Source organism: Burkholderia sp. YIM B11467 (assembly GCF_052952715.1).
On record NZ_JBQVSQ010000001.1, the window covers coordinates 18,207 to 39,606 of the forward strand.

A 21,400-nucleotide genomic window follows, 5' to 3' on the forward strand; every position below is an offset into this window, starting at 1 on the left:
CGCACGCGCGAAGGCGTACGCCGTGACTACGGTGCCGATGGCGACAGGACGCCGGCGCGCCCCGTCGCATCGTTATGAACCCGCTCAGCCCCCGAGACCACGCGCGAGATCGTTGCGCAGGTCGCCCGCGTCCTCGAGGCCGACCGACAAGCGGATCAGCCCTTCGGTGATCCCCGCCGCCGCACGGGCTTCCGGCGTGATGCGGCCGTGCGTCGTGGTCGCCGGGTGCGTGATCGTCGTGCGCGTGTCGCCGAGGTTGCCGGTGATCGAGATCAGCTTCGTGCTGTCGATCACGCGCCATGCATTCGCGCGCTGCTGCTCGGGCGTGTCGCCCTTCAGCTCGAACGACAGGATCGCGCCGCCCGCCTTCTGCTGACGCTTCGCGAGTTCGTGCTGCGGGTGCGACTCGAGGCCCGGATGAAACACGCGCGCGACCGCCGGATGCGAATCGAGCCAGCGCGCGATCTCCAGCGCGTTCGCCGATTGCTTCTCGACGCGCAGCGACAGCGTCTCCATCCCTTTCAGCAGCACCCACGCGTTGAATGCCGACAGCGTCGGGCCCGCGCTGCGCACGAACGGGAACACCTTGCCCATGATGAATTCCTTCGAGCCAACCAGCGCGCCACCGAGCACGCGGCCCTGCCCATCGAGGAATTTCGTCGCCGAGTGCATCACGACGTCCGCGCCGAGCTTCAGCGGCTGCTGCAGCACCGGGCTGCAGAAACAGTTGTCGACGACGAACAGCGCGTTCGCGGCCTTCGCGATCTTGCCGATCGCCTCGATGTCCGCGAGTTCGGTCAGCGGGTTCGACGGCGTCTCGAGGAAGAACATCTTCGTTTCCGGCCGCACGGCTTCCTGCCATGCGTTCAGGTCGGTCGGGTCGACGAAGGTCGTCGTGATCCCGAACTTGCTGAAGATTTGCGAGAACATCCCGAGCGTCGAGCCGAACAGGCTGCGCGAGCTGACCAGGTGGTCGCCCGCCTGCAGCGCGGACATCACGACCGACATGATCGCGGCCATCCCCGACGCGGTCGCGATGCACGCCTCGCCGCCCTCGAGCGCCGCGAGACGCTCCTGGAACATGGTGACGGTCGGGTTCGTGAAGCGCGAATAGGTGAAGTAGTCTTCCGAATTCGCGAAGCGCTCGGCCGCGTCGGCCGCGCTCGAGAAGCAGAAGCTCGACGTGAGGAACAGCGCTTCCGAGTGCTCGTTGAAGTCGCTGCGCAGCGTGCCCGCGCGCACGGCAAGCGTGTCGAAGTTGAGGGAGTCGTCCATGTTCCGTTTTCCGTATTCGATGGTTGCGCGTGTCGCGCAAACCTGACCAAAACCAGGCCAAAACAAAAAGCCCGCTATGCATCGGCATCAGCGGGCTTCGGGGTACGACAGCGATCGACTCGGGCCGACTTCCGCCGGCCTTCGCTTTAGCTGTTTTGGGAAGTTGCCCCGCGTCCGCAAGCTGATATCAAATCGACGCAAGGCCACATCCTATCACGCTTCGGCGAAAGCGTACGCCGGTGTCACTCGACCGACAATTGCAGGTTCATCTGCGAGCGCTCGGTCTCGCCGGCCGTGTCGCGATCGGCCTGCGACGCCGGCGTGAGGCGTGCGCGCTCGACCCTGTCGAGATACTCGGGCGTCACGTCGCCGGTGATGTAGTTGCCGTCGAAGCACGACGCCTCGAAGCCTTCGAGCTTCGGGTTGATGTCGCGCACCGCGCGGCGCAGATCGTCGACATCCTGATAGATCAGGTGGTCGGCGCCGATGATCTTCGCGACTTCGTCGTCGGTGCGGCCGTGCGCGACGAGCTCGCCGCGCGTCGGCATGTCGATGCCGTACACGTTCGGGAACTTCACCGGCGGCGCCGCCGACGCGAAGATCACCGACTTCGCGCCCGCATCGCGCGCCATCTGCACGATTTCGTGCGAGGTCGTGCCGCGCACGATCGAATCGTCGACGATCAGCACGTTCTTGTCCTTGAACTCGATGCTCATCGCGTTGAGCTTCTGGCGCACCGACTTCTTGCGCACGGCCTGCCCCGGCATGATGAACGTGCGGCCGACGTAGCGGTTCTTGAAAAAGCCTTCGCGATACTCGACGCCGAGCTTCGCGGCGACCTGCATCGCGGCCGGGCGCGACGAATCGGGAATCGGCATCACGACGTCGATCGGCACGTTCGGCAGCTCGCGCTTGATCTTCTCGGCGAGATAGTCGCCCATGCGCAGGCGCACGTTGTAGACCGGCACGCCGTCGAGACACGAATCCGGACGCGCGAGGTACACGTATTCGAACATGCACGGGTTCAGCGTCGGCTTTTCCGCGCACTGCTGGCTGTGGAAGTTGCCGGCCGGGTCGATGAAGATCGCTTCGCCGGGCCGCACGTCGCGCACGAATTCGAAACCGATGCCTTCGACCGCCACCGACTCCGACGCGACCATCCACTCGGTGCCGTGCTCGGTCTCGAGCTTGCCGAGGCAGAGCGGACGGATGCCGAACGGATCGCGGAACGCGAGCAGGCCGTAGCCGGCGATCAGCGACACGATCGCATACGAACCCTGCAGGCGGCGATGCACGCCCGACACGGCCTTGAACACCGACGCCGGATCGAGCTCGAGGCCCGTGGTCGACAGTTGCAGCTCGTGCGCGAACACGTTGAGCAGCACTTCGCTGTCGGAATTGGTATTGATGTGCCGGCGATCGATCCGGAACATCTCGTCCTTCAGTTGCGGCCAGTTCGTCAGGTTGCCGTTGTGCGCGAGGATGATCCCGAACGGCGCGTTCACGTAGAACGGCTGCGCCTCGGCTTCGCTCGTCGCCGAACCGGCCGTCGGGTAGCGCACCTGGCCGATGCCGTAGGTGCCGGGCAGGCTGCGCATGTTGCGCGTGCGGAACACGTCGCGCACCATGCCGTTCGCCTTGTACATGTGGAAATTGCTGCCGTCCGCCGTCGCGATGCCCGCTGCGTCCTGACCGCGATGCTGCAGCAGCAGCAAGCTGTCATAGATCAGCTGATTGACCGGGGATTGGGAGATAACGCCTACGATGCCGCACATGGCATGTCCTTCAGAATGACAAAATCGGTTCCGTCCTGCCCGGCCGCGTCGTCACACGCGTACGTACTGGGCCATGCCGTCGGGCAGGAGCTGCTTCAGCTCGTGCACGCCCTGTTCGGCAAAAGGACGCAATAGCGCATTGCGCCAGAAATCCTGTTTGGGCAGTTCGGTCAACCCGGCCGCCGCGACCAGCAGCACCACCAGCACGCAGCCGCGGACGAGCCCGAACATCATGCCCAGCGAGCGGTCGACGCCGCCCAGGCCACTCGCCTGTGCGATCCGCGACAGCAGCGCGTTCGCGACACCGGCGACCAGCACGACGCCGATCACGAGCAACGCGAAGGCGATCACCCACTGCGTCAGCGCGCCGCCCGGCCAGTTAGCCGGGATATATGGCACGACCAGCCCGACGTAGCGGCCCGCGATCACGATCGCCGCAATCCAGCCGATCAGCCCGAAAATCTCCGAGACGAAGCCGCGCCACGCACCGCGTAGCGCCGACAACACGATCACCGCCAATACAGCGTAGTCGAAAGCCGTCAGCATCGTGCGTTATTGCGTCAGACCGGCTTCGCGCACCTTCGCGATCGCGGCGGAAGCCGCCGAGCGATCCGCGAATGGGCCCGCACGCAGCAGTGTAGCCGTGCTGCCGTCCGCCTGCTTGCGATGCTCGACATATGCGGGCACGCCCGCCGATTTCAACTTGGTGGCCCACGAACGGGCCGTCGCGTCATCCTTGAACGAACCGAGCTGCACCGCGAAGCGCGCACCGGCCGGCGACGCCGGCGACGATGCATCGCCGCTGTCCGGGCTCGCGGTGTCGGCATTCGCGACCGTCGCGGGCGCCGGCTTCGGCGCGGCGGGCTTCGGCGCGGCCGGTTTCGCCGCGGGGGCGGCCGGCTTCGGCGGCGTCACGCTTGCCGTGGTCGTCGTATCGGGTTTCGCGGCCGGCTTGTCGGCATCCTTCGGCGCGGGCGCCGGGACCGCCGCGATCGCGGCATCGGACGCCGGCGGCTCGTCGTGCGCGACGCCCGCCTGCACATCGGATGCGTCGTCGTCGCGCGGCGCGACCGCCTGGTGCGCGGGCCGGTTCGGGATGTCGATCGCGATGTCGTCCGTCACCGGCTTCGGGTGCGAATCGAGCACCATCGGCAGCACGATCACGGCGGCCACGACGAGCGCGATCGCGCCGACGAGGCGACGGCGCGCGCGTTGCTTTTCTGGAAGGGTCGGATCGAGGAGCAGCGCGTCCGATTCCGGACGCTCGGTGCGGCGTGAGCGTCGCTCGACGCGTTCAGTGCGCTCCGTGCGCACGTTCCGGGAGGTCCCGGTGCGACCGCCGCGCCGCGTGGGCGCGTCGTCGTCTTTTTTGCCGAACGAGAAAATTCCCATGAATGGCTGAGTCCGAAACTGCCCGTCAGTCAGTGTTGCTGCGATTTACGGTAGGCCAGCACGCCGGCAACCGTATGGAAACTGCCGAAAACCACGATTCTATCATTCTCGGATGCTCTTTTTAGTGCATCGCGAAACGCTTCGGCGGGCGACGCGTAACGCGTCACGCTCGAATCGGCCCCCTCCTCCACGCCGGCCTTGCGCAGCGCGGCTTCGAGCTGCTCCGCGGAGGCCGCGCGCGGCAGCGGCAGGTCGGTCACGCACCAGTGGTCGATCTCGCCCTTCAGGTGCCGCAGCACGCCGTCGATGTCCTTGTCGTGCATCGCGCCGAACACCGCGTACGTGTACGGGAAGAAGCCCATGTTGCCGAGATTCTGCTCGAGCACGGCCGCCGCGTGCGGGTTGTGCGCGACGTCGAGCACGATCGCCGGCTTGCCGGGCAGCACCTGGAAGCGCCCCGGCAGCTCGACGTTCGCGAGCCCGAGCCGGATGTCCTGCGCGGACACCGGCAGCAGCGGGCGCAGCGCCTCGAGCGCGGCGAGCGCGGCCGACGCATTGATCAGCTGATTCGCGCCGCGCAGCGCCGGATACGCGAGCGCCGGATAACGCTTCTCGCGACCGAGGTAGCTCCACTGCTGGCGCTCCGCACCTGCCTGCGCCTCGTAGCGGAAATCGCGGCCGACGAGCCACAGGTCGGCGCCGATCGCTTCGGCGTGGTCGACGAGCGTCTGCGGCACGGCCGGATCGCCGCAGATCGCCGGCTTGCCCGCGCGGAAGATCCCGGCCTTCTCGAACGCGATCTTCTCGCGCGTGTCGCCGAGATATTCGGTGTGGTCGATGTCGATGCTCGTGACGATCGCGCAATCGGTATCGATGATGTTGACCGCGTCGAGCCGGCCGCCGAGGCCGACTTCGAGAATCACCGCGTCGAGCCCGCGCGACGCGAACAGATGCAGGATCGCGAGCGTCGTGAATTCGAAGTACGTGAGCGACACGGGCTCGGGCAGCGACGTGCGCGCGGCTTCGACGGCCTCGAAGTGCGGCAGCAGTTCGTCATCGGTGACGTTCTGCCCGTTCACGCGTGCGCGCTCGTTGAATTCGAGCAGGTGCGGCGACGTGTGGCAGCCGACCTTGTAACCCGCGCGCACGAGAATCGTCTCGAGGAACGCGCAGGTCGAACCCTTGCCGTTCGTGCCGCCGACGGTGATGACGGGGCACGCGAATTCGAGCTGCAGCGCCGTCTTGACCTGCCCGATGCGGGTCAGGCCCATGTCGATGCCGACCGGGTGCGCGCGTTCGAGATGCGAAAGCCACGCGTCGAGAGTGGGAAAAGTGCTCATCGGATCAAATCTGGATCGGTACCGCCACTACGCCAAAAAACGAAGCGCGCCGCCTGACGCTGAAGCCAGGCGACGCGCAGAGTTCACCACCTTGCGCCGGTCAGGCCAGCGCGTCGGCCGGCTGTCGCTGCAGCAGCGCGAGCAGCTGCGCGATCTCGTCGCGCATCTTGCGGCGGTCGACGATCATGTCGATCGCACCCGTCGTCAGCAGGAATTCGGCACGCTGGAAACCTTCCGGCAGCTTCTCGCGGACCGTCTGTTCGATCACGCGCGGGCCGGCAAAACCGATCAGCGCCTTCGGTTCGGCGATCACGACGTCGCCGAGGAACGCAAAGCTCGCCGACACGCCACCCATCGTCGGGTCGGTCAGCACCGAGATGAACGGCAGCTTCGCTTCGGCCAGCTTGGTCAGCATCGCGGTGGTTTTGGCCATCTGCATCAGCGACAGCAGGCTTTCCTGCATCCGTGCGCCGCCGGACGCCGTGAAGCAGATGAACGGCACGTGCTGTTCCAGCGCGTTCTGCGCGCCGCGTGCGAAACGCTCGCCGACGACCGAGCCCATCGAGCCGCCCATGAACGAGAACTCGAAGCAGGCCGCGACGACGGGCAGCGTGTGGATCGCACCGCCCATCACGACCATCGCGTCGGTCTCGCCCGTCTCGTCCATCGCTTCCTTCAGACGATCGGGGTACTTGCGGCTGTCCTTGAACTTCAGCGTGTCGACCGGCACGACTTCCTGGCCGATCTCGTAACGGCCTTCCGGATCGAGCAACCCATCGAGACGCTCGCGCGCGCCGATGCGCATGTGGTGATCGCACTTCGGGCACACGTGCAGGTTCGCGTCCACGTCGTTGCGGTACAGCACGGCCTCGCAGGACGGGCACTTGACCCACAGGCCTTCCGGAATGCCCTTGCGGCTTTTCGGGTCGGTCTGCTTGATCTTCGGCGGCAACAGTTTGTCGAGCCAGCTCATCGTATGATTTCCTGTTCCGTGGCGGGCCGGGCCGCGTGGCCCGTTCCCGCCTTCCTATGTTGGTGTTATCGCGCCGCCTTGCCCGCGCCGTCCAGCGCGGCACGCAGCTCGGCGATGAACGTCTTCAGCGCGGCGGCGGCGCCTTCCGGCGCGGCGCTTTCGAGCAGCTGCACCAGACGGCTGCCGATCACGACGGCGTCCGACACTTCGGCCACCGCGCGCGCCGTTTCGGCGTCGCGGATACCGAAGCCGACGCCCACCGGAACCGGCACGCGCGACTTGATGGCCGGGATTTTACCCGCAATGCTTGAAACATCCAGATTTCCCGCACCGGTCACGCCCTTGAGCGACACGTAGTACACGTAGCCGCTCGCGATCTTGCCGACGTCGGCGATGCGTTCGTCGGTCGACGTGGGCGCGAGCAGGAAGATCGGATCGATCTGCGCGGCGCGCATCTTTTCGGCGAACACGCCCGCCTCTTCCGGCGGATAGTCGACGACGAGCACGCCGTCGACACCGGCCGCCTGTGCTTCGGCCGCGAACGCGTCGACGCCCATCCGCTCGATCGGGTTCGCATAGCCCATCAGCACGACGGGGGTTTTGGGGTCGGTTTCCCGGAAGCGCTTCACGTCGGCGAGCACGCTCTTCAGCGTGACGCCGCGCGCGAGCGCACGTTCCGACGAGCGCTGGATCACGGGGCCGTCGGCCATCGGGTCCGAGAACGGCACGCCGAGTTCGATCACGTCGGCGCCGCCTTCGGCGAGCGCGTGCATGAATTCGACGGTCTTCGCGGGGTCGGGGTCGCCGGCCGTGATGAACGGGATCAGGCCCTTACGGCCTTGTTCGGAGAGCGCGGCGAAGGTCTGCTGGATACGGGACATGGCAATTTTCCTGGATGCATTGCGTTCGGCGATGCGGCGGCGCGATTCACGCGCATGCCGGCGCGGCGAGCGCGTTCACGCGCTCGTGCGCGATCGCACAATAACTTTCGTTGATCTCGTAGCCGACGAAGTCGCGCCCCTGCCGTGCGCAGGCCACCGCGGTCGTGCCGCTGCCCATGAACGGATCGAGCACGCGGCCGCCCGGCGGGCAGCTTGCGAGCACCATCCGCTCGATGATTTCCAGCGGCTTCTGGGTCGGATGATCGACGCGCTCCGCGTGCTGCCGGTGCAGGCGCGAGACCGACCAGACGTCCTTCGGGTTGTAGCCCATCTCCAGCCACTTGCTGCCTTCGAACAGCTTGCGCGAGCGGGCCTTCTTCGTGTCGGCGTCGTACGGGATGCGGACCGGATCGAGATCGAAGTAATACGCCTTGGAAACCGCGAAAAAGCCGATGTTGTCGTGCACCGACGTGAAACGGCGCGTCGTGCCGCCCATGCTCGGCACGCGCCGGTCCCAGATGATCTCGTTGACCATCGTGAGCTGCGTCTTCAGGAAACTGAAGATTTCGGGCGCGTACTGCCATGTGCAGAAGATGTACATCGACCCGCTCGGCTTGAGCTTCGGAATCGCCAGTTCGAGCCACTCGCGCGTCCACGCGAGAAACACGTCGCCCGACAGCTTGTCCGAGTCGTTGCCGTAGTCCTTGCCGAGCCCGTACGGCGGATCCGCGACGATCAGGTCGATCGACGCGTCCGGCAGGTGCGCGGCATGGGTCAGGAAATCGCGGTTATGCAGTTCGATACCGGACGGCAGCGCGCGCGGCACGGCGGCGGCAGGCTGAACCGCCTCCGCCTCGCTCGCGGCACCGCCGCCCGGTTCTTCGATCAGGTCACGCATCGGTCGGGGTCAGAGCTCGATACCCGATCGCTCGGCGACCGTGTGCATGTCCTTGTCGCCACGGCCCGACAGGTTGACGAGCAGGATCTTGTCCTTCGGCAACGTCGGCGCGAGCTTTACGCCATATGCGATCGCGTGGCTCGACTCGAGCGCGGGAATGATCCCCTCGATCCGGCAGCAGTCGTGGAACGCCTTCAGCGCTTCCTCGTCGGTGATCGGGACATACTGCGCGCGGCCGCTGTCCTTCAGCCATGCGTGCTCGGGGCCGACACCCGGATAGTCGAGGCCCGCCGATACCGAATGCGTCTCGATGATCTGGCCGTTGTCGTCCTGCAGCAGGTACGTGCGGTTGCCGTGCAGCACGCCCGGGCTGCCGGCGATCAGCGACGCCGCGTGATGGCCCGTGTCGAGGCCGTCGCCGGCCGCTTCGACGCCGATCAGCTGTACCGATTGATCATCGATGTACGGATAGAAGATGCCCATCGCGTTCGAACCGCCGCCGACGCAGGCGATCACCGCGTCCGGCTGCCGGCCCGCGAGCTCGGGCATCTGCACCTTGCACTCGTCGCCGATCACGCGCTGGAAGTCGCGCACCATCATCGGGTAAGGATGCGGGCCCGCGACCGTGCCGATGATGTAGAACGTGCTCTCGATGTTCGTGACCCAGTCGCGCATCGCCTCGTTCAGCGCATCCTTCAGCGTGCGCGAACCCGACTCGACCGGCACGACCGTCGCGCCGAGCAGCTTCATCCGGTAGACGTTCGCGGCCTGCCGGCGCACGTCCTCGGAACCCATGTAGACGATGCACTCCATCCCGAAGCGCGCGCAGATCGTCGCGGTCGCGACGCCGTGCTGGCCGGCGCCGGTTTCGGCGATCACGCGCTTCTTGCCCATGCGCTTCGCGAGCAGCGCCTGGCCGATCACGTTGTTGATCTTGTGCGCGCCCGTGTGGTTCAGGTCCTCGCGCTTCAGGTAGATCTGCGCGCCGCCGAGCGTCTCGCTCCAGCGCTGCGCGTGATAGATCGGCGACGGACGGCCGACGAAATGCTTCAGCTCGCGCTCGAATTCGGCGACGAAGTCGGGATCGTTCTGGAATTTTTCATACGCCGCGCGCAGTTCGTCCAGCGCGTGAATCAGCGTCTCGGCGACGAACACGCCGCCATACGGGCCGAAGTGGCCGCGACTATCAGGAAGGTTGTACATGGTGTCTCTCTCGATCGGTCGATGCGCCCCGCTTTCGGGGCCGCACCGGCTTGCATCACCCGGCGTCCGCTTCGCGCACCGCGCGTACGAACGCCGCCATTCGGGCATGATCCTTCACGCCCTTCGCGCCCTCCACTTCGATGCCACTCGAGACATCGACAGCAAACGGGCGCAGCTGGCGGATCGCATCACCGACGTTTTGCGCGTTCAAGCCACCACTCAAAACGGCCCGACGCGCGAGCTCTGCGGGAATAAGAGACCAATCGAAGACCTTGCCGCTACCACCGTAGTCCGGCACCAGGGTGTCGAACAGGAGGCCGCGCGCTTTCGAATAATGAAGGTCCGATTCTACCAAATCGGACGGCTGCGTCGAGGGGCCGACGCGCACCGCGCGCAGCCACGGCAGGCGGGCCGCGCGGCCGAGCGCATCGCACTGCTCGGGCGTCTCGTCGCCGTGGAACTGCAGCAGCGTGAGCGGCACGTCGCGCACGACGGCCTCGATCTCCGCTTCGGTCGCATTCACGAACAGCCCGACCACCGACACGAACGGCGGCGCCAGGCGCGCGAGTTCGGCCGCCTGTGCGATCGTCACCGCGCGCGGGCTCTTCGGGTAGAACACGAGGCCGATCGCATCGGCGCCGAGCGCCGCCGCGTGCAGCACGTCCTCGGGACGCGACAGCCCGCACAACTTGATGCGCGTGCGCGGCGGCAGGCCGGCCGCGGCGGGAGTCGAAGGAGAAACCGCGTGATCCGTCATGATTGAAGGTCCAGATCGGCCCAGACGCTGCTCCACGGCATGCTGCCGAGCTGCGCGGGCGGGACGGCGAATTCCGCCGGGTAGCCGACGTGGGCGAGGTACAGCCCGTCGGCCATGAACGTGGGCGCCGCGAGGCCGCGGTCGCGCCCGGCCAGCACGTCGGCGACCCAGTCGGCCGGATAGCGGCCGCGCCCGACCGCGACGAGGCAGCCCATCAGGTTGCGCACCATGTGGTGCAGGAACGCGTTGGCACGAAAGCGGAAATGGATGAAATGGCCCGCGCGCCGCACGTCGATCTGATACAGGTGTTTGACCGGCGTCTTCGACTGGCATTCCGACGACCGGAACGACGAGAAGTCGTGCTCGCCGATCAGGTGCGCGGCGGCGGCGCGCATCGCGTCGTCGTCGAGCGGCGTATGGATCCAGCCCGCGCGGCCGGCCAGCATCGGCGAACGCACGGGGTGCACGTACAGCACGTAGTAATAGGTGCGCTCGAACGCCGAGAAACGCGCGTTGAAGGCCTCCGGCATCGGCTTCGCCCATTGCACCGACACGGTCGACGGCAGGAACGCGTTGGTGCCGCGCACCCACGAGAAATCGTCGCGATCGAGTTCCGTGTCGAAATGCACGACCTGCCCGAGCCCGTGCACGCCGGTGTCGGTCCGCCCTGCCACCGTCGTGTGCAACGGCACCCGCGCGAACTCGGCCAGCGCGTGCTCGAGTTCATTCTGCACGGTCTTGCCGTGCGGCTGCGCCTGCCAGCCGCAGAACGCCGCGCCGTCGTACTGGATACCCAGTGCGATCCGCATCACGCCTCGTCCGCCAGTTTCGCGAGCAGCGCACGCGCGTCGTCGCGCGTCGCGGCGTCGTTCGCGTCGACCACTTCCTGCAGCAGCGTCCGCGCGCCGGACAGGTCGCCCAGTTCGACGTACTCGGACGCGAGATCCAGCTTGTTGCGCGCGATGCGTGCGAGTTCGCCCGGCGTCAGCGCGGGCAGCGCGGCGCCCGGCGTGGACGGCAGGTCGAGATCGAAATCGAGCTTCAGCGCACCGAACTGCGCGCCGCCGAGCGGCGGCAGCGTCGACGTCGCGGACGGGCCGCCTGCGTGGCCGGCGGGCGTAGCCGCGTCCGGGTCCCAATCGAACTCGTCATCCTGGTCGGCCGGATGTTCCGGGGTCGGATCATCCGAGCCAATCGGCGGGTGCGGCGCGAATTGACCGTTAGTTGCGATTTGATCGGTGTTGGACGGCTCTGCCCGAGCAGCCGGCTCGTCCGATGCCAGCGACGCCGGCGACAGCTCGTCAGGTGCGCGCGGCGGCAGCGGCATGTCGAGGCTGTTGAGCGCGCTGATCGCGTTCTGCATCAGCGCCGCGTGCTGCGCTTCGGGCGCCAAAGGCGCGGCCGGCGTCTCGGCCGACTGGTCGGCGGCGGCCTCTTCCACCGGTTCCGTGTCGTGCGGCGTCGGCGGCGTGGCCGCCTCGCTCGCGGGCGGGTCTTCGGCGTGGGCGGACGGCGACTCGAGCTGCTCGTCATGCGGCTTCGCCGCTTCCGGCACCGTCGCGGCATCCGCATCGTGCGGCTCGATCGTCTCCGCCGCTGCGGCAGTCGCCGCGGCAAGGTGCAGGTCGGCAGCCGCGTCGCGGGAGACCGGCATTTCGGGCTGGATCGGCAGTTCGCGTTCGACGGCCGGCGCAATATCAGCTTCCGCAGCCGCGGCACCGCCCGCTGCGGCAGCCGCCGTACCCGTATCGTCCGTGCGCCGGCCCTTGCGGCGCTTGCGCCACATGAAACCGGCCGCGAGGACGATCACGGCCGCGCCGGCCACTGCGGCCGGACGCCAGTCCATCTGCTCGGCACGGCGCGCAGGCACCGCCACCGGTGTCGCCGGTTGCACGGGCGCCGATGCCGGTTGCACCGCGCTGGCGGCTACGCCGGACGCGGCTTCGCCTGCTGTCGACGCGGCAGCCGACGCACCCGCATCGTTCGCGGCCGCACGCGGCGCGGCAGGAGCCGGCGCAGTCGACGGCGCGACGTCGTTCGGCCCGGCCGGCTTGCCGATGCCGTGCTTCTGCAACTCCATCAACACGCGGTTCTTCAGCGCCAGCAATTGCTGCAGGCTCGACGGCCGCGGCTGCGACGCGCCCGCGACGGGCGCCGCGCCGGCCGGTTCGTTCGCGCCGGAACCCTGGCTGCCCGGCGCAGGCTGGACCGCAACCTCGCTCGCGGACGACGGCGCCGACTGGATCGCACCGCTCCACACGTGCGGGCCGCTTGCACCGGCCGCGGGCGCCGCCGGCTGCATGTTGTCGACAGCCGACGCGCTGACCGAAGCCGACGCCCCCGCAGCCGTCGCGACGCTCGCACCACTCACCGGAGCCGCATGCACGGCCGGCGCCACCGACGCGGATTGCACGGCCGACACCGGATGCGGCGCGGACGCGCCATGCTGCGCGACCGCCACCCCGCCCGATGCGGCGGCGGGCGCCGAGGCTGCCACCACACCGGAAGCACCAGAGGCACCGGCCGGCGCGAGTGCCGCGCCTGTCGCGTCGAGCGCGGGCACGGTCAGCGTCGCACCGACTTTCAGGCGACTCGCATCATGCTTCATGAACGCCTGCGGATTGGCGTCGAACAGCGCGCGGCCGGCGCGCGCGAGCACACCGGGATCGTGCGACTGCGTGGCCGCTTTCGCGAGATCGTTCAGCGACTGGCCCGGCTGGACCGTCACGGTAAGCGGCGCGGCGCCGGCAGCGGAAGCCGGCAGTTCGCCGGTGCCGGCCGCCCAGGCCGACGCGGCTGCGCCGAGCGCCAGGATCGCCAGCGCGCCACGCACGGCGCGCGACAGACGGGACTGACGCGGAAACAAGGAAATTCGGGACATCGTTGGCTCTATCGCCGCGCGCGGGCGCGGCTCGGATTCGCGGTTGGAAGCGTCAATAAAGTTGCCGCAGAAATGCAAAAGCGTCGCGCGGAACGCGACGCTTTAGGCGGGTCTGTGCGTCGTAACCGCGTAGTTTACTTCACGCGATCGGGTTCGGGCCGAATTCGTCGCCCGCAGGTGCAACCGGCCGCGCCCCCGCCCCGGTCCGCACGCTGCAGCCGGCGTGCCAGGGTGGTCAAAAGAGCGCTCCCCGATGAACAAAAGCCCTCGCATCCCGAACGAATCATGCGGCTTTCGGGCGCGCACCGGAGGCTCGCCCGCCCGGGCGCCCGACGCGGAACCGCGGCCGCGGAATCGGGCGCGCGCGCTCAATAATTCGCACCGCCTGCCGTTAATGGATTAACAGCCGACAATCAAAACAAATCCCACCGCCCGGCCAATCCCATTCCAATAAATTTCAATTGAACGATAAGAAGGCAATTCCCCTCTCTTATCGTCGAATTGAACATTTCAACCCTGAAAGCCCCGCCCCATAAGGCTTACAGCTCATATCGCCCTCCCCATTGGTCGTACAAAAGCAATCGTTTCACCGGCAATTCAATTACATTACACAAAATTACACAGATCAAATAATTGCGGTCGCTACGATCGACTTCAAACAAGAATCGGCGCAATTCGACCATCGCGTTCGCACATGCCGGAAAGGCGGGAGCGCGGGCCGGGCTGACGCCGTGAGGTGCCAGGGGGTCATCGCGCAGTCGCACGACTGCATTCACTCACCAGCTCGTTACGGGGATCGAACATGGGCTATCAGCAGGGTTTGAGCGGGTTGGCCGGCGCGTCGAGCAATCTCGACGTGATCGGCAACAACATCGCGAACGCAAACACGACCGGCTTCAAGCAGGGCCGCGCGAACTTCTCCGACATGTATGCGAATTCGGTCGCGACGTCGGTCAACACGCAGATCGGCATCGGCACGCAGCTCGCGTCGGTGCAGCAGCAGTTCGGCCAGGGGACGATCAATACGACCCACTCGTCGCTGGATATCGCGATCAACGGCAACGGTTTCTTCCAGATGTCGAACAACGGCGTGACGACGTACTCGCGTGACGGCACGTTCCACCGCGACAAGAACGGCGCCATCGTCGACTCGCAAAACCGCAACCTGATGGGCTATGCGGCAGGCGCGGGCGGCGCGATCAACACCGCGGCGACCGTGCCGCTGCAGGCGCCGACCAACAACATCGCGCCGCAGGCGACGACCAAGATCACCGGTCAGTTCAACCTGAACTCGCAGGACAAGGTGCCGGCCAAGACGCCGTTCAACGCGACCGACAACACGACGTACAACTACAACTCGTCGATCCAGGTCTACGACACGCTCGGTGGCTCGCAGCAGGTCACGATGTATTTCACGAAGGGCGCGGCCGGCACCTGGCAGGCGTACGCGGGCGTGCAGGGCCAGACGCCGACGAATCTCGGCACGGTCACGTTCGACACGTCGGGCCGGATCAGCTCGACAACCTCGGCCGCCACCGGCCAGCCGACGCCGAGCCTCGGCCAGTTCGCGTTCTCGGTCCCCAACACGACGGGCGGCGCGAACCCGCAGAACCTGACGCTCGACCTGAGCGGCACGACGCAGTACGGCGGGAAGAACGGCGTGACCAATCTCGCGCAGGACGGTTTCGCGAGCGGCACGCTGACGACGTTCTCGATCGGCCCCGACGGCAAGCTGACCGGCAACTACTCCAACGGCCAGAGCGCGCTGCTCGGCCTGATCGCGCTCGCGAACTTCAACAACCCGAACGGGCTCGTGAACATCGGCGGCAACCAGTACACCGAATCCGCCGCGTCGGGCGTGCCGCAGATCTCCGCGCCGGGCAGCACGAACCACGGCACGCTGCAGGGGAGCGCGCTGGAAAACTCGAACGTCAACCTGACGACCGAGCTCGTGAACCTGATCACCGCGCAACGCAATTACCAGGCGAATGCGCAGACGATCAAGACCCAGCAGACGGTCGACCAGACGCTGCTGAACCTGCGCTGATCCGCGCATGAAAAACGCGCCGCGCCAGCCTTGACATCGTCAAGGCCGACGCGGCGCGTCATCTTGTGCAGCCCGGCCCTCGGGCCGGACCGGCAAGCGGGCTTACTTGTCGAGCAGGATGCGCAGCATGCGGCGCAGCGGCTCGGCCGCGCCCCACAGCAGCTGGTCGCCGACCGTGAACGCCGACAGGTATTCGCCGCCCATCGCGAGCTTGCGCAGGCGGCCGACCGGCACCGTCAGCGTGCCGGTGATCTTCGCCGGCGACAGGTCGCGCATCGATGCTTCGCGCTCGTTCGGCACGACCTTCACCCAGTCGTTCGCCGAGGCGAGGATGCCGTTGATCTCGTCGAGCGGCACATCCTTCTTCAGCTTGATCGTCAGCGCCTGCGAGTGGCAGCGCATTGCGCCGATCCGCACGCACAGGCCGTCGACCGGGATCGAGCCCGGCTCGCCCATGGCCGGCTTGCCGAGGATCTTGTTGGTTTCCGCGCCGCCCTTCCACTCTTCCTTCGACATCCCGTTGCCGAGATCCTTGTCGATCCACGGGATCAGCGAGCCGGCGAGCGGCACGCCGAAGTGGCTGGTCGGCATCGCATCGCTGTTCATCGCGGCCAGCACGCGGCGGTCGATGTCGAGAATCGCGGAAGCCGGATCGGCGAGCTGCTCCTGCACCGCGCCGTTCAGCGTGCCCATCTGCGACAGCAGCTCGCGCATGTTCTGCGCGCCCGCGCCCGATGCGGCCTGGTAGGTCATCGCCGTCATCCAGTCGACGAGATTCTCGCGGAACAGGCCGCCCAGCGCCATCAGCATCAGGCTGACCGTGCAGTTGCCGCCGACGAAGTTCTTCGTGCCCTTGACCAGCGCGTCCTTGATCACGTCGAGGTTGACCGGATCGAGGATGATGACCGCGTCGTCCTTCATCCGCAGCGACGATGCCGCATCGATCCAGTAGCCGTTCCAGCCGGCCGCGCGCAGCTTCGGGAACACGTCGTTCGTGTAGTCGCCGCCCTGGCACGTGATGATCACGTCGCACTTCTTCAGCTCGTCGACGTTGGTCGCGTCCTTGAGCGTAGTCTCGTTTTTCGCGAACGACGGCGCTTTGCCGCCCGTGTTGCTGGTGCTGAAAAACACCGGTTCGATCAGGTCGAAATCGCCCTCTTCCTGCATGCGCTGCATCAGGACGCTGCCGACCATGCCGCGCCAACCTACGAGACCTACGTTCATGACTAACCCTTTGATGGAGCTTCCCCGCCATTTCCGTCCCCGCTGTGACCGCGCGGGGAAAAAGGCGGGCACGACGGACGATCAGCGTTTAATGATCGTTTTCGTGGTAATGGTTTTCGTGATGACGATGGCGCGCGCACCCGCACGGGCAATGTTGCCGTGGAGTTTCAAGACCGGGGAGATCAGGGAAATATGCGCCATCGTTCGAGTCTACACAAAGCCGGTTGGCCGCACAACGGCCAACCGCGCGCAAACCGGCCGATTTTGCGGCCCGTTCGCGCCCTTTCTACATGATTGCCTGCGTGGTTGCCGCGCCGCTTACAGCGCCGCGATCACCGCATCGCCCATTGCGGTCGTGCCGACCAGCTTGCCGCCCGGCGTCGCGATGTCGCCCGTCCGGTAACCCTGTTCGAGCACCGTTTTCACCGCGCGCTCGATGCGATCGGCCTGCTCCGCGCGATTCAGCGAGTAGCGCAGCAGCATCGCGGCCGACAGGATCGTCGCGAGCGGATTCGCGATGCCCTTGCCCGCGATGTCCGGCGCCGAACCGTGCGACGGTTCGTACAGGCCCTTGTTGTTCTTGTCGAGCGACGCCGACGGCAGCATGCCGATCGAGCCCGTCAGCATCGACGCTTCATCCGACAGGATGTCGCCGAACATGTTGCCCGTCACGACCACGTCGAACTGCTTCGGCGCCTTCGCGAGCTGCATCGCCGCGTTGTCGACATACATGTGCGACAGCTCGACGTCCGCGTATTCCTTCGACACGTCGATCATGATGTCGCGCCAGAACTGCGACGTTTCGAGCACGTTCGACTTGTCGACCGACAGCAGCTTCTTCGCGCGCTTGCGTGCCGCCTGGAACGCGACGTGCGCGATGCGGCGCACTTCCGGTTCCGAGTAGCGCATCGTGTCGAAGCCTTCGCGCTCGCCGGCGAACGGGCCGTCCGGTGCGGCGCGCACGCCGCGCGGCTGGCCGAAGTAGATGTCGCCGTTCAGTTCGCGCACGATCAGGATGTCGAGGCCCGCGACGAGCTCGGGCTTGAGCGGCGACGCATCGACGAGCTGCGGATAGCAGATCGCCGGACGGAAGTTCGCGAACAGCTCGAGATGCTTGCGCAGCCCGAGGATCGCCTGCTCGGGGCGCAGCGCGCGCTCGAGCGAGTCGTACTTCCAGTCGCCGACCGCGCCGAACAGGATCGCGTCGGCTTCCTTCGCGAGCTTCAGCGTCGCGTCGGGCAGCGGATGACCGCTCGCCTCGTAGCCCGCGCCGCCGACCGGCGCCTGCTCGAGCTCGAACGTCTCGTCGAGTGCGTTCAACACCTTCACGGCTTCATTGACGATTTCCGGACCGATGCCGTCGCCGGGCAGCACTGCAATCTTCATGCGTTATTCCTGACTGGGTAGGTTATGGAGGCAGGCCGACGAGCGCGCCGACAGCGCGCCCGCCTCGAAGGCGATATCAGCCGACCAGCTTGGTGTTGAGCCACGGCTGCTTCACGAGCCGTTCTGCTTCGAACTGGCGGATCTTGTCCGCGTGGCGCAGCGTGAGGCCGATGTCGTCGAAGCCGTTCAGCAGGCAGTACTTGCGGAACGCGGCGATCTCGAACGGATACTCGCGGCCGTCGCCCGTGCGCACGACCTGCGCGTCGAGGTCGATCGTCAGCTGATAACCGTTGAACGCGTACGTGTCGTTGAACAGGTGATCGACCTGCTGCTCGGTCAGCACGATCGGCAGCAGACCGTTCTTGTAGCAGTTGTTGAAGAAGATGTCCGCGAAGCTCGGCGCGATGATCGCGCGGAAGCCATACTGCTGCAGCGCCCACGGTGCGTGCTCGCGCGAGCTGCCGCAGCCGAAGTTCTTGCGCGCGACCAGCACCGACGCGCCCTGGTAGCGCGGCTGGTTCAGCACGAAGTCGGGATTCAGCGGACGCTTCGAGTTGTCCTGGCCCGGCTCGCCGTGATCGAGGTAGCGCCATTCGTCGAACGCGTTCGGACCGAAGCCCGTGCGCTTGATCGACTTCAGGAACTGCTTCGGGATGATCGCGTCGGTGTCGACGTTCTCGCGATCGAGCGGCGCCACGACGCCGGTATGCACATTGAATTTTTCCATGATCCGTCTATCCGGTTGGAGGGCCGGCGTTCAGCCGGCGCACATCGACAAATTCTCGGCGGGAATCGTCACTCCGCGGCGCGCTTCAGCGCGTTGCCGGCGGCGTTGACGTCCTGCCCGAAGCCCTGGACGGTATTGCAGCCGGCGAGGCCGAAACCCAGCCCCGCCAGCGCCAGCGCGGCGACCAGCCGCGCGATGACCTTGGATGCCGTCACGCGTTACCCCAGCTTGCGAATGTCGACGAAGTGACCTTCGATCGCCGCGGCGGCGGCCATCGCGGGGCTCACGAGGTGCGTGCGACCGCCCGCGCCCTGCCGGCCCTCGAAGTTGCGGTTCGACGTCGACGCGCAGCGCTCGCCCGGCTCGAGCCGGTCCGCGTTCATCGCGAGGCACATCGAGCAGCCCGGCTCGCGCCATTCGAAACCGGCGTCCGTGAACACCTTGTCGAGCCCCTCGCGTTCGGCCTGCGCCTTCACGAGGCCCGAGCCCGGCACGACCATCGCGAGACGCACGTTCGACGCGATGCGACGGTTCAGCTTCTTCACGACATACGCGGCCGCGCGGATATCCTCGATCCGCGCGTTCGTGCACGAGCCGATGAAGATCTTGTCGACCTTGATCGCTTCCATCGGCGTGTTCGGCTCGAGCGCCATGTAGGCCAGCGCGCGCTCCATCGCGTCGCGCTTGACCGGATCCTTCTCGCGCTCGGGATCGGGCACGCGACCGTCGATCGACGTGACCATTTCCGGCGACGTACCCCACGTGACCTGCGGGACGATCTCGGCCGCATTCAGTTCGACCACGCGGTCGAACTGCGCGCCTTCGTCGGACTTGAACTGGCGCCAGTACTCGACGGCCTGGTCCCATTCCGCGCCGGTCGGCACGAACGGACGGCCCTTCAGGTAATCGATCGTCGTGTCGTCGACGGCGACCATGCCCGCGCGCGCGCCGGCCTCGATCGCCATGTTGCAGACCGTCATGCGGCCTTCCATCGTCAGCGCGCGGATCGTCGAGCCGCCGAATTCGATCGCGTAGCCCGTGCCGCCTGCCGTGCCGATCTTGCCGATGATCGCGAGCACGATGTCCTTCGCGGTACAGCCGCGCGGCAGTGCGCCCTCGACCTTCACGAGCATGTTCTTGCTCTTCTTCTGCAGCAGCGTTTGCGTCGCGAGCACGTGCTCGACTTCCGACGTGCCGATGCCGTGCGCGAGCGCGCCGAACGCGCCGTGCGTCGACGTATGCGAATCGCCGCACACGATCGTCATGCCCGGCAGCGTCGCGCCCTGCTCCGGCCCGATGATGTGGACGATGCCCTGGCGCACGTCGTTCATCTTGAACTGCGTGATGCCGAACGCATCGCAGTTCGAGTCGAGCGTATCGACCTGCAGCTTCGAGACGGGATCGGCGATGCCGTGGCTGCGGTCCGTGGTCGGCACGTTGTGGTCCGACACGGCCAGGTTCGCGCTGATGCGCCACACCGGACGCTGCGCGATCTTCAGCCCTTCGAACGCCTGCGGGCTCGTGACTTCATGCAGCAGCTGACGGTCGATGTACAGCAAAGTCGTGCCGTCATCCTCGGTGTGGACCACGTGGGTATTCCACAGTTTGTCGTAGAGAGTCTGTGCCATGGGTATGCGGGGTCGTTGTGACTACAAGCCTTACGGATGCGGTCGATTATGCCACGCAGAACGCGTCACGGCGCAGGCCGGATGCGAAAAAACCCATTAAAAACAGTGGTTTGGCTAGTAGTGCCAATACCTGTATCGGCATTACCCGGCAAACGGGGCGCGCGGGATCCGGTGAACTGCGATCGCGGATCGCGTCGCCCGGATCGCGCGCGCCGGGCCGAAGCCCCGCGGCTCAACCGTTCGGATATTCGCGGTTGATCAAATCGAGCCGCAGCATCGCGAGCTGCATGCCGACATTGCTCATCAGGTACAGATCGCGGCGGCGCATCGCCGGCTGCTGCGCGGATGTATCGTAGAGCGACGGCAGCGCCAGCCCGGCCGGCACCGCCGCCTGCATCCCCGCCGCATTCGACACGCGCACGGCGATCGACGCCTGATCCGCGTGCGTGACGATCCCGACCGCGCCGAGCGCCGCGGCCGAGCCAGCCTGCCGGACGATCGCGGCGGCGACGCCGTCGGGCGTCGGGATCGGGCTGCCGGCAACCGCGGCAGGCGTCGCGATCGACGTCACGCCGGCCGTCAGCCCGTACTTCGACGCGAGCACCGTCGCGACCTCCTGCTGCGCGAAAACCGGCATCGCAATCGTCTGGCGAAGCCGGAACACCGCATCGGCGATCGCTTCGTTCACCGGCCCCGGTACGGGCACGGTGCCGGATGCCGGCGCGCGACTGCCGAAGCCGTACGCAATGATCGTGCGGATGCGGCTCGAATCGACGGTCGGCGGCGTCCACGAGAAGAAGGTGTCGAACAGGTAGCCGGTCTCGTCGGCAGCCGTTGCTTGGTCGTTCAGCTCGGTCGTCAGCTTGCCGAGCATCTGGCGTTGCAGTTCGGCATCGGAAACCGGTGCGTCGCTCGCGAAACTCGGCGCGCTGGCGGCGCACGACGCGGCGAACACGGAAGTGGAAGCCAGGAAATGGCGGCGGGTCGTCATGGTCATAAAATTTGAGTGGAGA

At 66.7% G+C, this 21,400-nt stretch carries 19 protein-coding genes; 1 reads left to right on the top strand and 18 read right to left on the bottom strand.

Annotation, left to right across the window (positions count from 1 at the left end; genetic code table 11):
• Positions 1 to 84: 84 nt before the first annotated feature.
• The 12 genes from ACTRWB_RS00080 to ACTRWB_RS00135 all read right to left on the bottom strand — a co-directional run bounded on the left by ACTRWB_RS00080 (position 85) and on the right by ACTRWB_RS00135 (position 13,375).
• A complete protein-coding gene (locus ACTRWB_RS00080; RefSeq protein ID WP_048250475.1) occupies positions 85 to 1,275 on the bottom strand; it encodes an O-succinylhomoserine sulfhydrylase in 1,191 nt (396 codons plus the stop codon).
• Positions 1,276 to 1,517: 242 nt separating this feature from the next.
• Positions 1,518 to 3,050, bottom strand: coding sequence for an amidophosphoribosyltransferase (gene purF, locus ACTRWB_RS00085; RefSeq protein ID WP_446900526.1), 1,533 nt, complete (start codon positions 3,048 to 3,050; stop codon positions 1,518 to 1,520).
• Positions 3,051 to 3,101: 51 nt separating this feature from the next.
• Complete coding sequence (locus ACTRWB_RS00090) at positions 3,102 to 3,596, bottom strand: CvpA family protein (protein ID WP_027782633.1); 495 nt, start codon at positions 3,594 to 3,596, stop codon at positions 3,102 to 3,104.
• Between the two features lie 6 nt (positions 3,597 to 3,602).
• Positions 3,603 to 4,442 (bottom strand): SPOR domain-containing protein, encoded by an 840-nt coding sequence (locus tag ACTRWB_RS00095; protein ID WP_343490330.1) that lies wholly within the window; start codon positions 4,440 to 4,442, stop codon positions 3,603 to 3,605.
• A 29-nt stretch (positions 4,443 to 4,471) separates the two neighbouring features.
• On the bottom strand, positions 4,472 to 5,782 hold the full coding sequence (folC, locus tag ACTRWB_RS00100; protein WP_446900527.1) for a bifunctional tetrahydrofolate synthase/dihydrofolate synthase: 1,311 nt from the start codon (positions 5,780 to 5,782) through the stop codon (positions 4,472 to 4,474).
• Positions 5,783 to 5,882: 100 nt separating this feature from the next.
• A complete protein-coding gene (accD, locus tag ACTRWB_RS00105) occupies positions 5,883 to 6,755 on the bottom strand; it encodes an acetyl-CoA carboxylase, carboxyltransferase subunit beta (RefSeq protein WP_129516946.1) in 873 nt (290 codons plus the stop codon).
• Positions 6,756 to 6,820: 65 nt separating this feature from the next.
• A complete protein-coding gene (gene trpA, locus ACTRWB_RS00110; protein ID WP_446900528.1) occupies positions 6,821 to 7,636 on the bottom strand; it encodes a tryptophan synthase subunit alpha in 816 nt (271 codons plus the stop codon).
• Between the two features lie 46 nt (positions 7,637 to 7,682).
• On the bottom strand, positions 7,683 to 8,534 hold the full coding sequence (locus ACTRWB_RS00115; RefSeq protein WP_343490334.1) for a DNA-methyltransferase: 852 nt from the start codon (positions 8,532 to 8,534) through the stop codon (positions 7,683 to 7,685).
• A gap of 9 nt (positions 8,535 to 8,543) precedes the next feature.
• Positions 8,544 to 9,737, bottom strand: coding sequence for a tryptophan synthase subunit beta (gene trpB, locus ACTRWB_RS00120; protein ID WP_129516945.1), 1,194 nt, complete (start codon positions 9,735 to 9,737; stop codon positions 8,544 to 8,546).
• Positions 9,738 to 9,792: 55 nt separating this feature from the next.
• Positions 9,793 to 10,494, bottom strand: a complete 702-nt coding sequence (locus tag ACTRWB_RS00125) for a phosphoribosylanthranilate isomerase (RefSeq protein ID WP_193102175.1) — start codon at positions 10,492 to 10,494, stop codon at positions 9,793 to 9,795.
• Positions 10,491 to 11,303, bottom strand: a complete 813-nt coding sequence (truA, locus tag ACTRWB_RS00130) for a tRNA pseudouridine(38-40) synthase TruA (RefSeq protein ID WP_446900529.1) — start codon at positions 11,301 to 11,303, stop codon at positions 10,491 to 10,493. The genes ACTRWB_RS00125 and truA overlap by 4 nt, the downstream gene beginning before the upstream one ends.
• Complete coding sequence (locus tag ACTRWB_RS00135; protein WP_446900530.1) at positions 11,303 to 13,375, bottom strand: FimV/HubP family polar landmark protein; 2,073 nt, start codon at positions 13,373 to 13,375, stop codon at positions 11,303 to 11,305. Before ACTRWB_RS00135 ends, truA begins: the two co-directional genes overlap by 1 nt.
• Before the next feature lie 802 nt (positions 13,376 to 14,177).
• Here ACTRWB_RS00135 and flgE point away from each other — a divergent pair.
• Positions 14,178 to 15,422, top strand: coding sequence for a flagellar hook protein FlgE (gene flgE / locus ACTRWB_RS00140; protein ID WP_446900531.1), 1,245 nt, complete (start codon positions 14,178 to 14,180; stop codon positions 15,420 to 15,422).
• 102 nt (positions 15,423 to 15,524) lie between these two features.
• Here flgE and asd read toward each other — a convergent pair whose 3' ends face one another.
• The 6 genes from asd to ACTRWB_RS00170 all read right to left on the bottom strand — a co-directional run bounded on the left by asd (position 15,525) and on the right by ACTRWB_RS00170 (position 21,378).
• The gene (asd, locus tag ACTRWB_RS00145) at positions 15,525 to 16,646 is read right to left on the bottom strand and encodes an aspartate-semialdehyde dehydrogenase (RefSeq protein ID WP_034185812.1); all 1,122 of its coding nucleotides are present in this window, start codon (positions 16,644 to 16,646) and stop codon (positions 15,525 to 15,527) included.
• A gap of 318 nt (positions 16,647 to 16,964) precedes the next feature.
• Positions 16,965 to 18,032 (bottom strand): 3-isopropylmalate dehydrogenase, encoded by a 1,068-nt coding sequence (leuB, locus tag ACTRWB_RS00150; RefSeq protein WP_446900532.1) that lies wholly within the window; start codon positions 18,030 to 18,032, stop codon positions 16,965 to 16,967.
• Positions 18,033 to 18,108: 76 nt separating this feature from the next.
• Positions 18,109 to 18,759: a 3-isopropylmalate dehydratase small subunit gene (gene leuD, locus ACTRWB_RS00155; protein ID WP_048250494.1), complete on the bottom strand. Its 651-nt coding sequence runs from the start codon at positions 18,757 to 18,759 to the stop codon at positions 18,109 to 18,111.
• A 68-nt stretch (positions 18,760 to 18,827) separates the two neighbouring features.
• Positions 18,828 to 18,974, bottom strand: a complete 147-nt coding sequence (locus ACTRWB_RS00160; RefSeq protein ID WP_021158717.1) for an entericidin A/B family lipoprotein — start codon at positions 18,972 to 18,974, stop codon at positions 18,828 to 18,830.
• Positions 18,975 to 18,977: 3 nt separating this feature from the next.
• Positions 18,978 to 20,387 (bottom strand): 3-isopropylmalate dehydratase large subunit, encoded by a 1,410-nt coding sequence (gene leuC / locus ACTRWB_RS00165; RefSeq protein ID WP_419689809.1) that lies wholly within the window; start codon positions 20,385 to 20,387, stop codon positions 18,978 to 18,980.
• A gap of 232 nt (positions 20,388 to 20,619) precedes the next feature.
• Positions 20,620 to 21,378 carry a Tat pathway signal protein gene (locus tag ACTRWB_RS00170; RefSeq protein ID WP_446900533.1) on the bottom strand — a complete coding sequence of 253 codons (759 nt, stop codon included), beginning with the start codon at positions 21,376 to 21,378 and terminating at the stop codon, positions 20,620 to 20,622.
• Between the last annotated feature and the right edge of the window lie 22 nt (positions 21,379 to 21,400).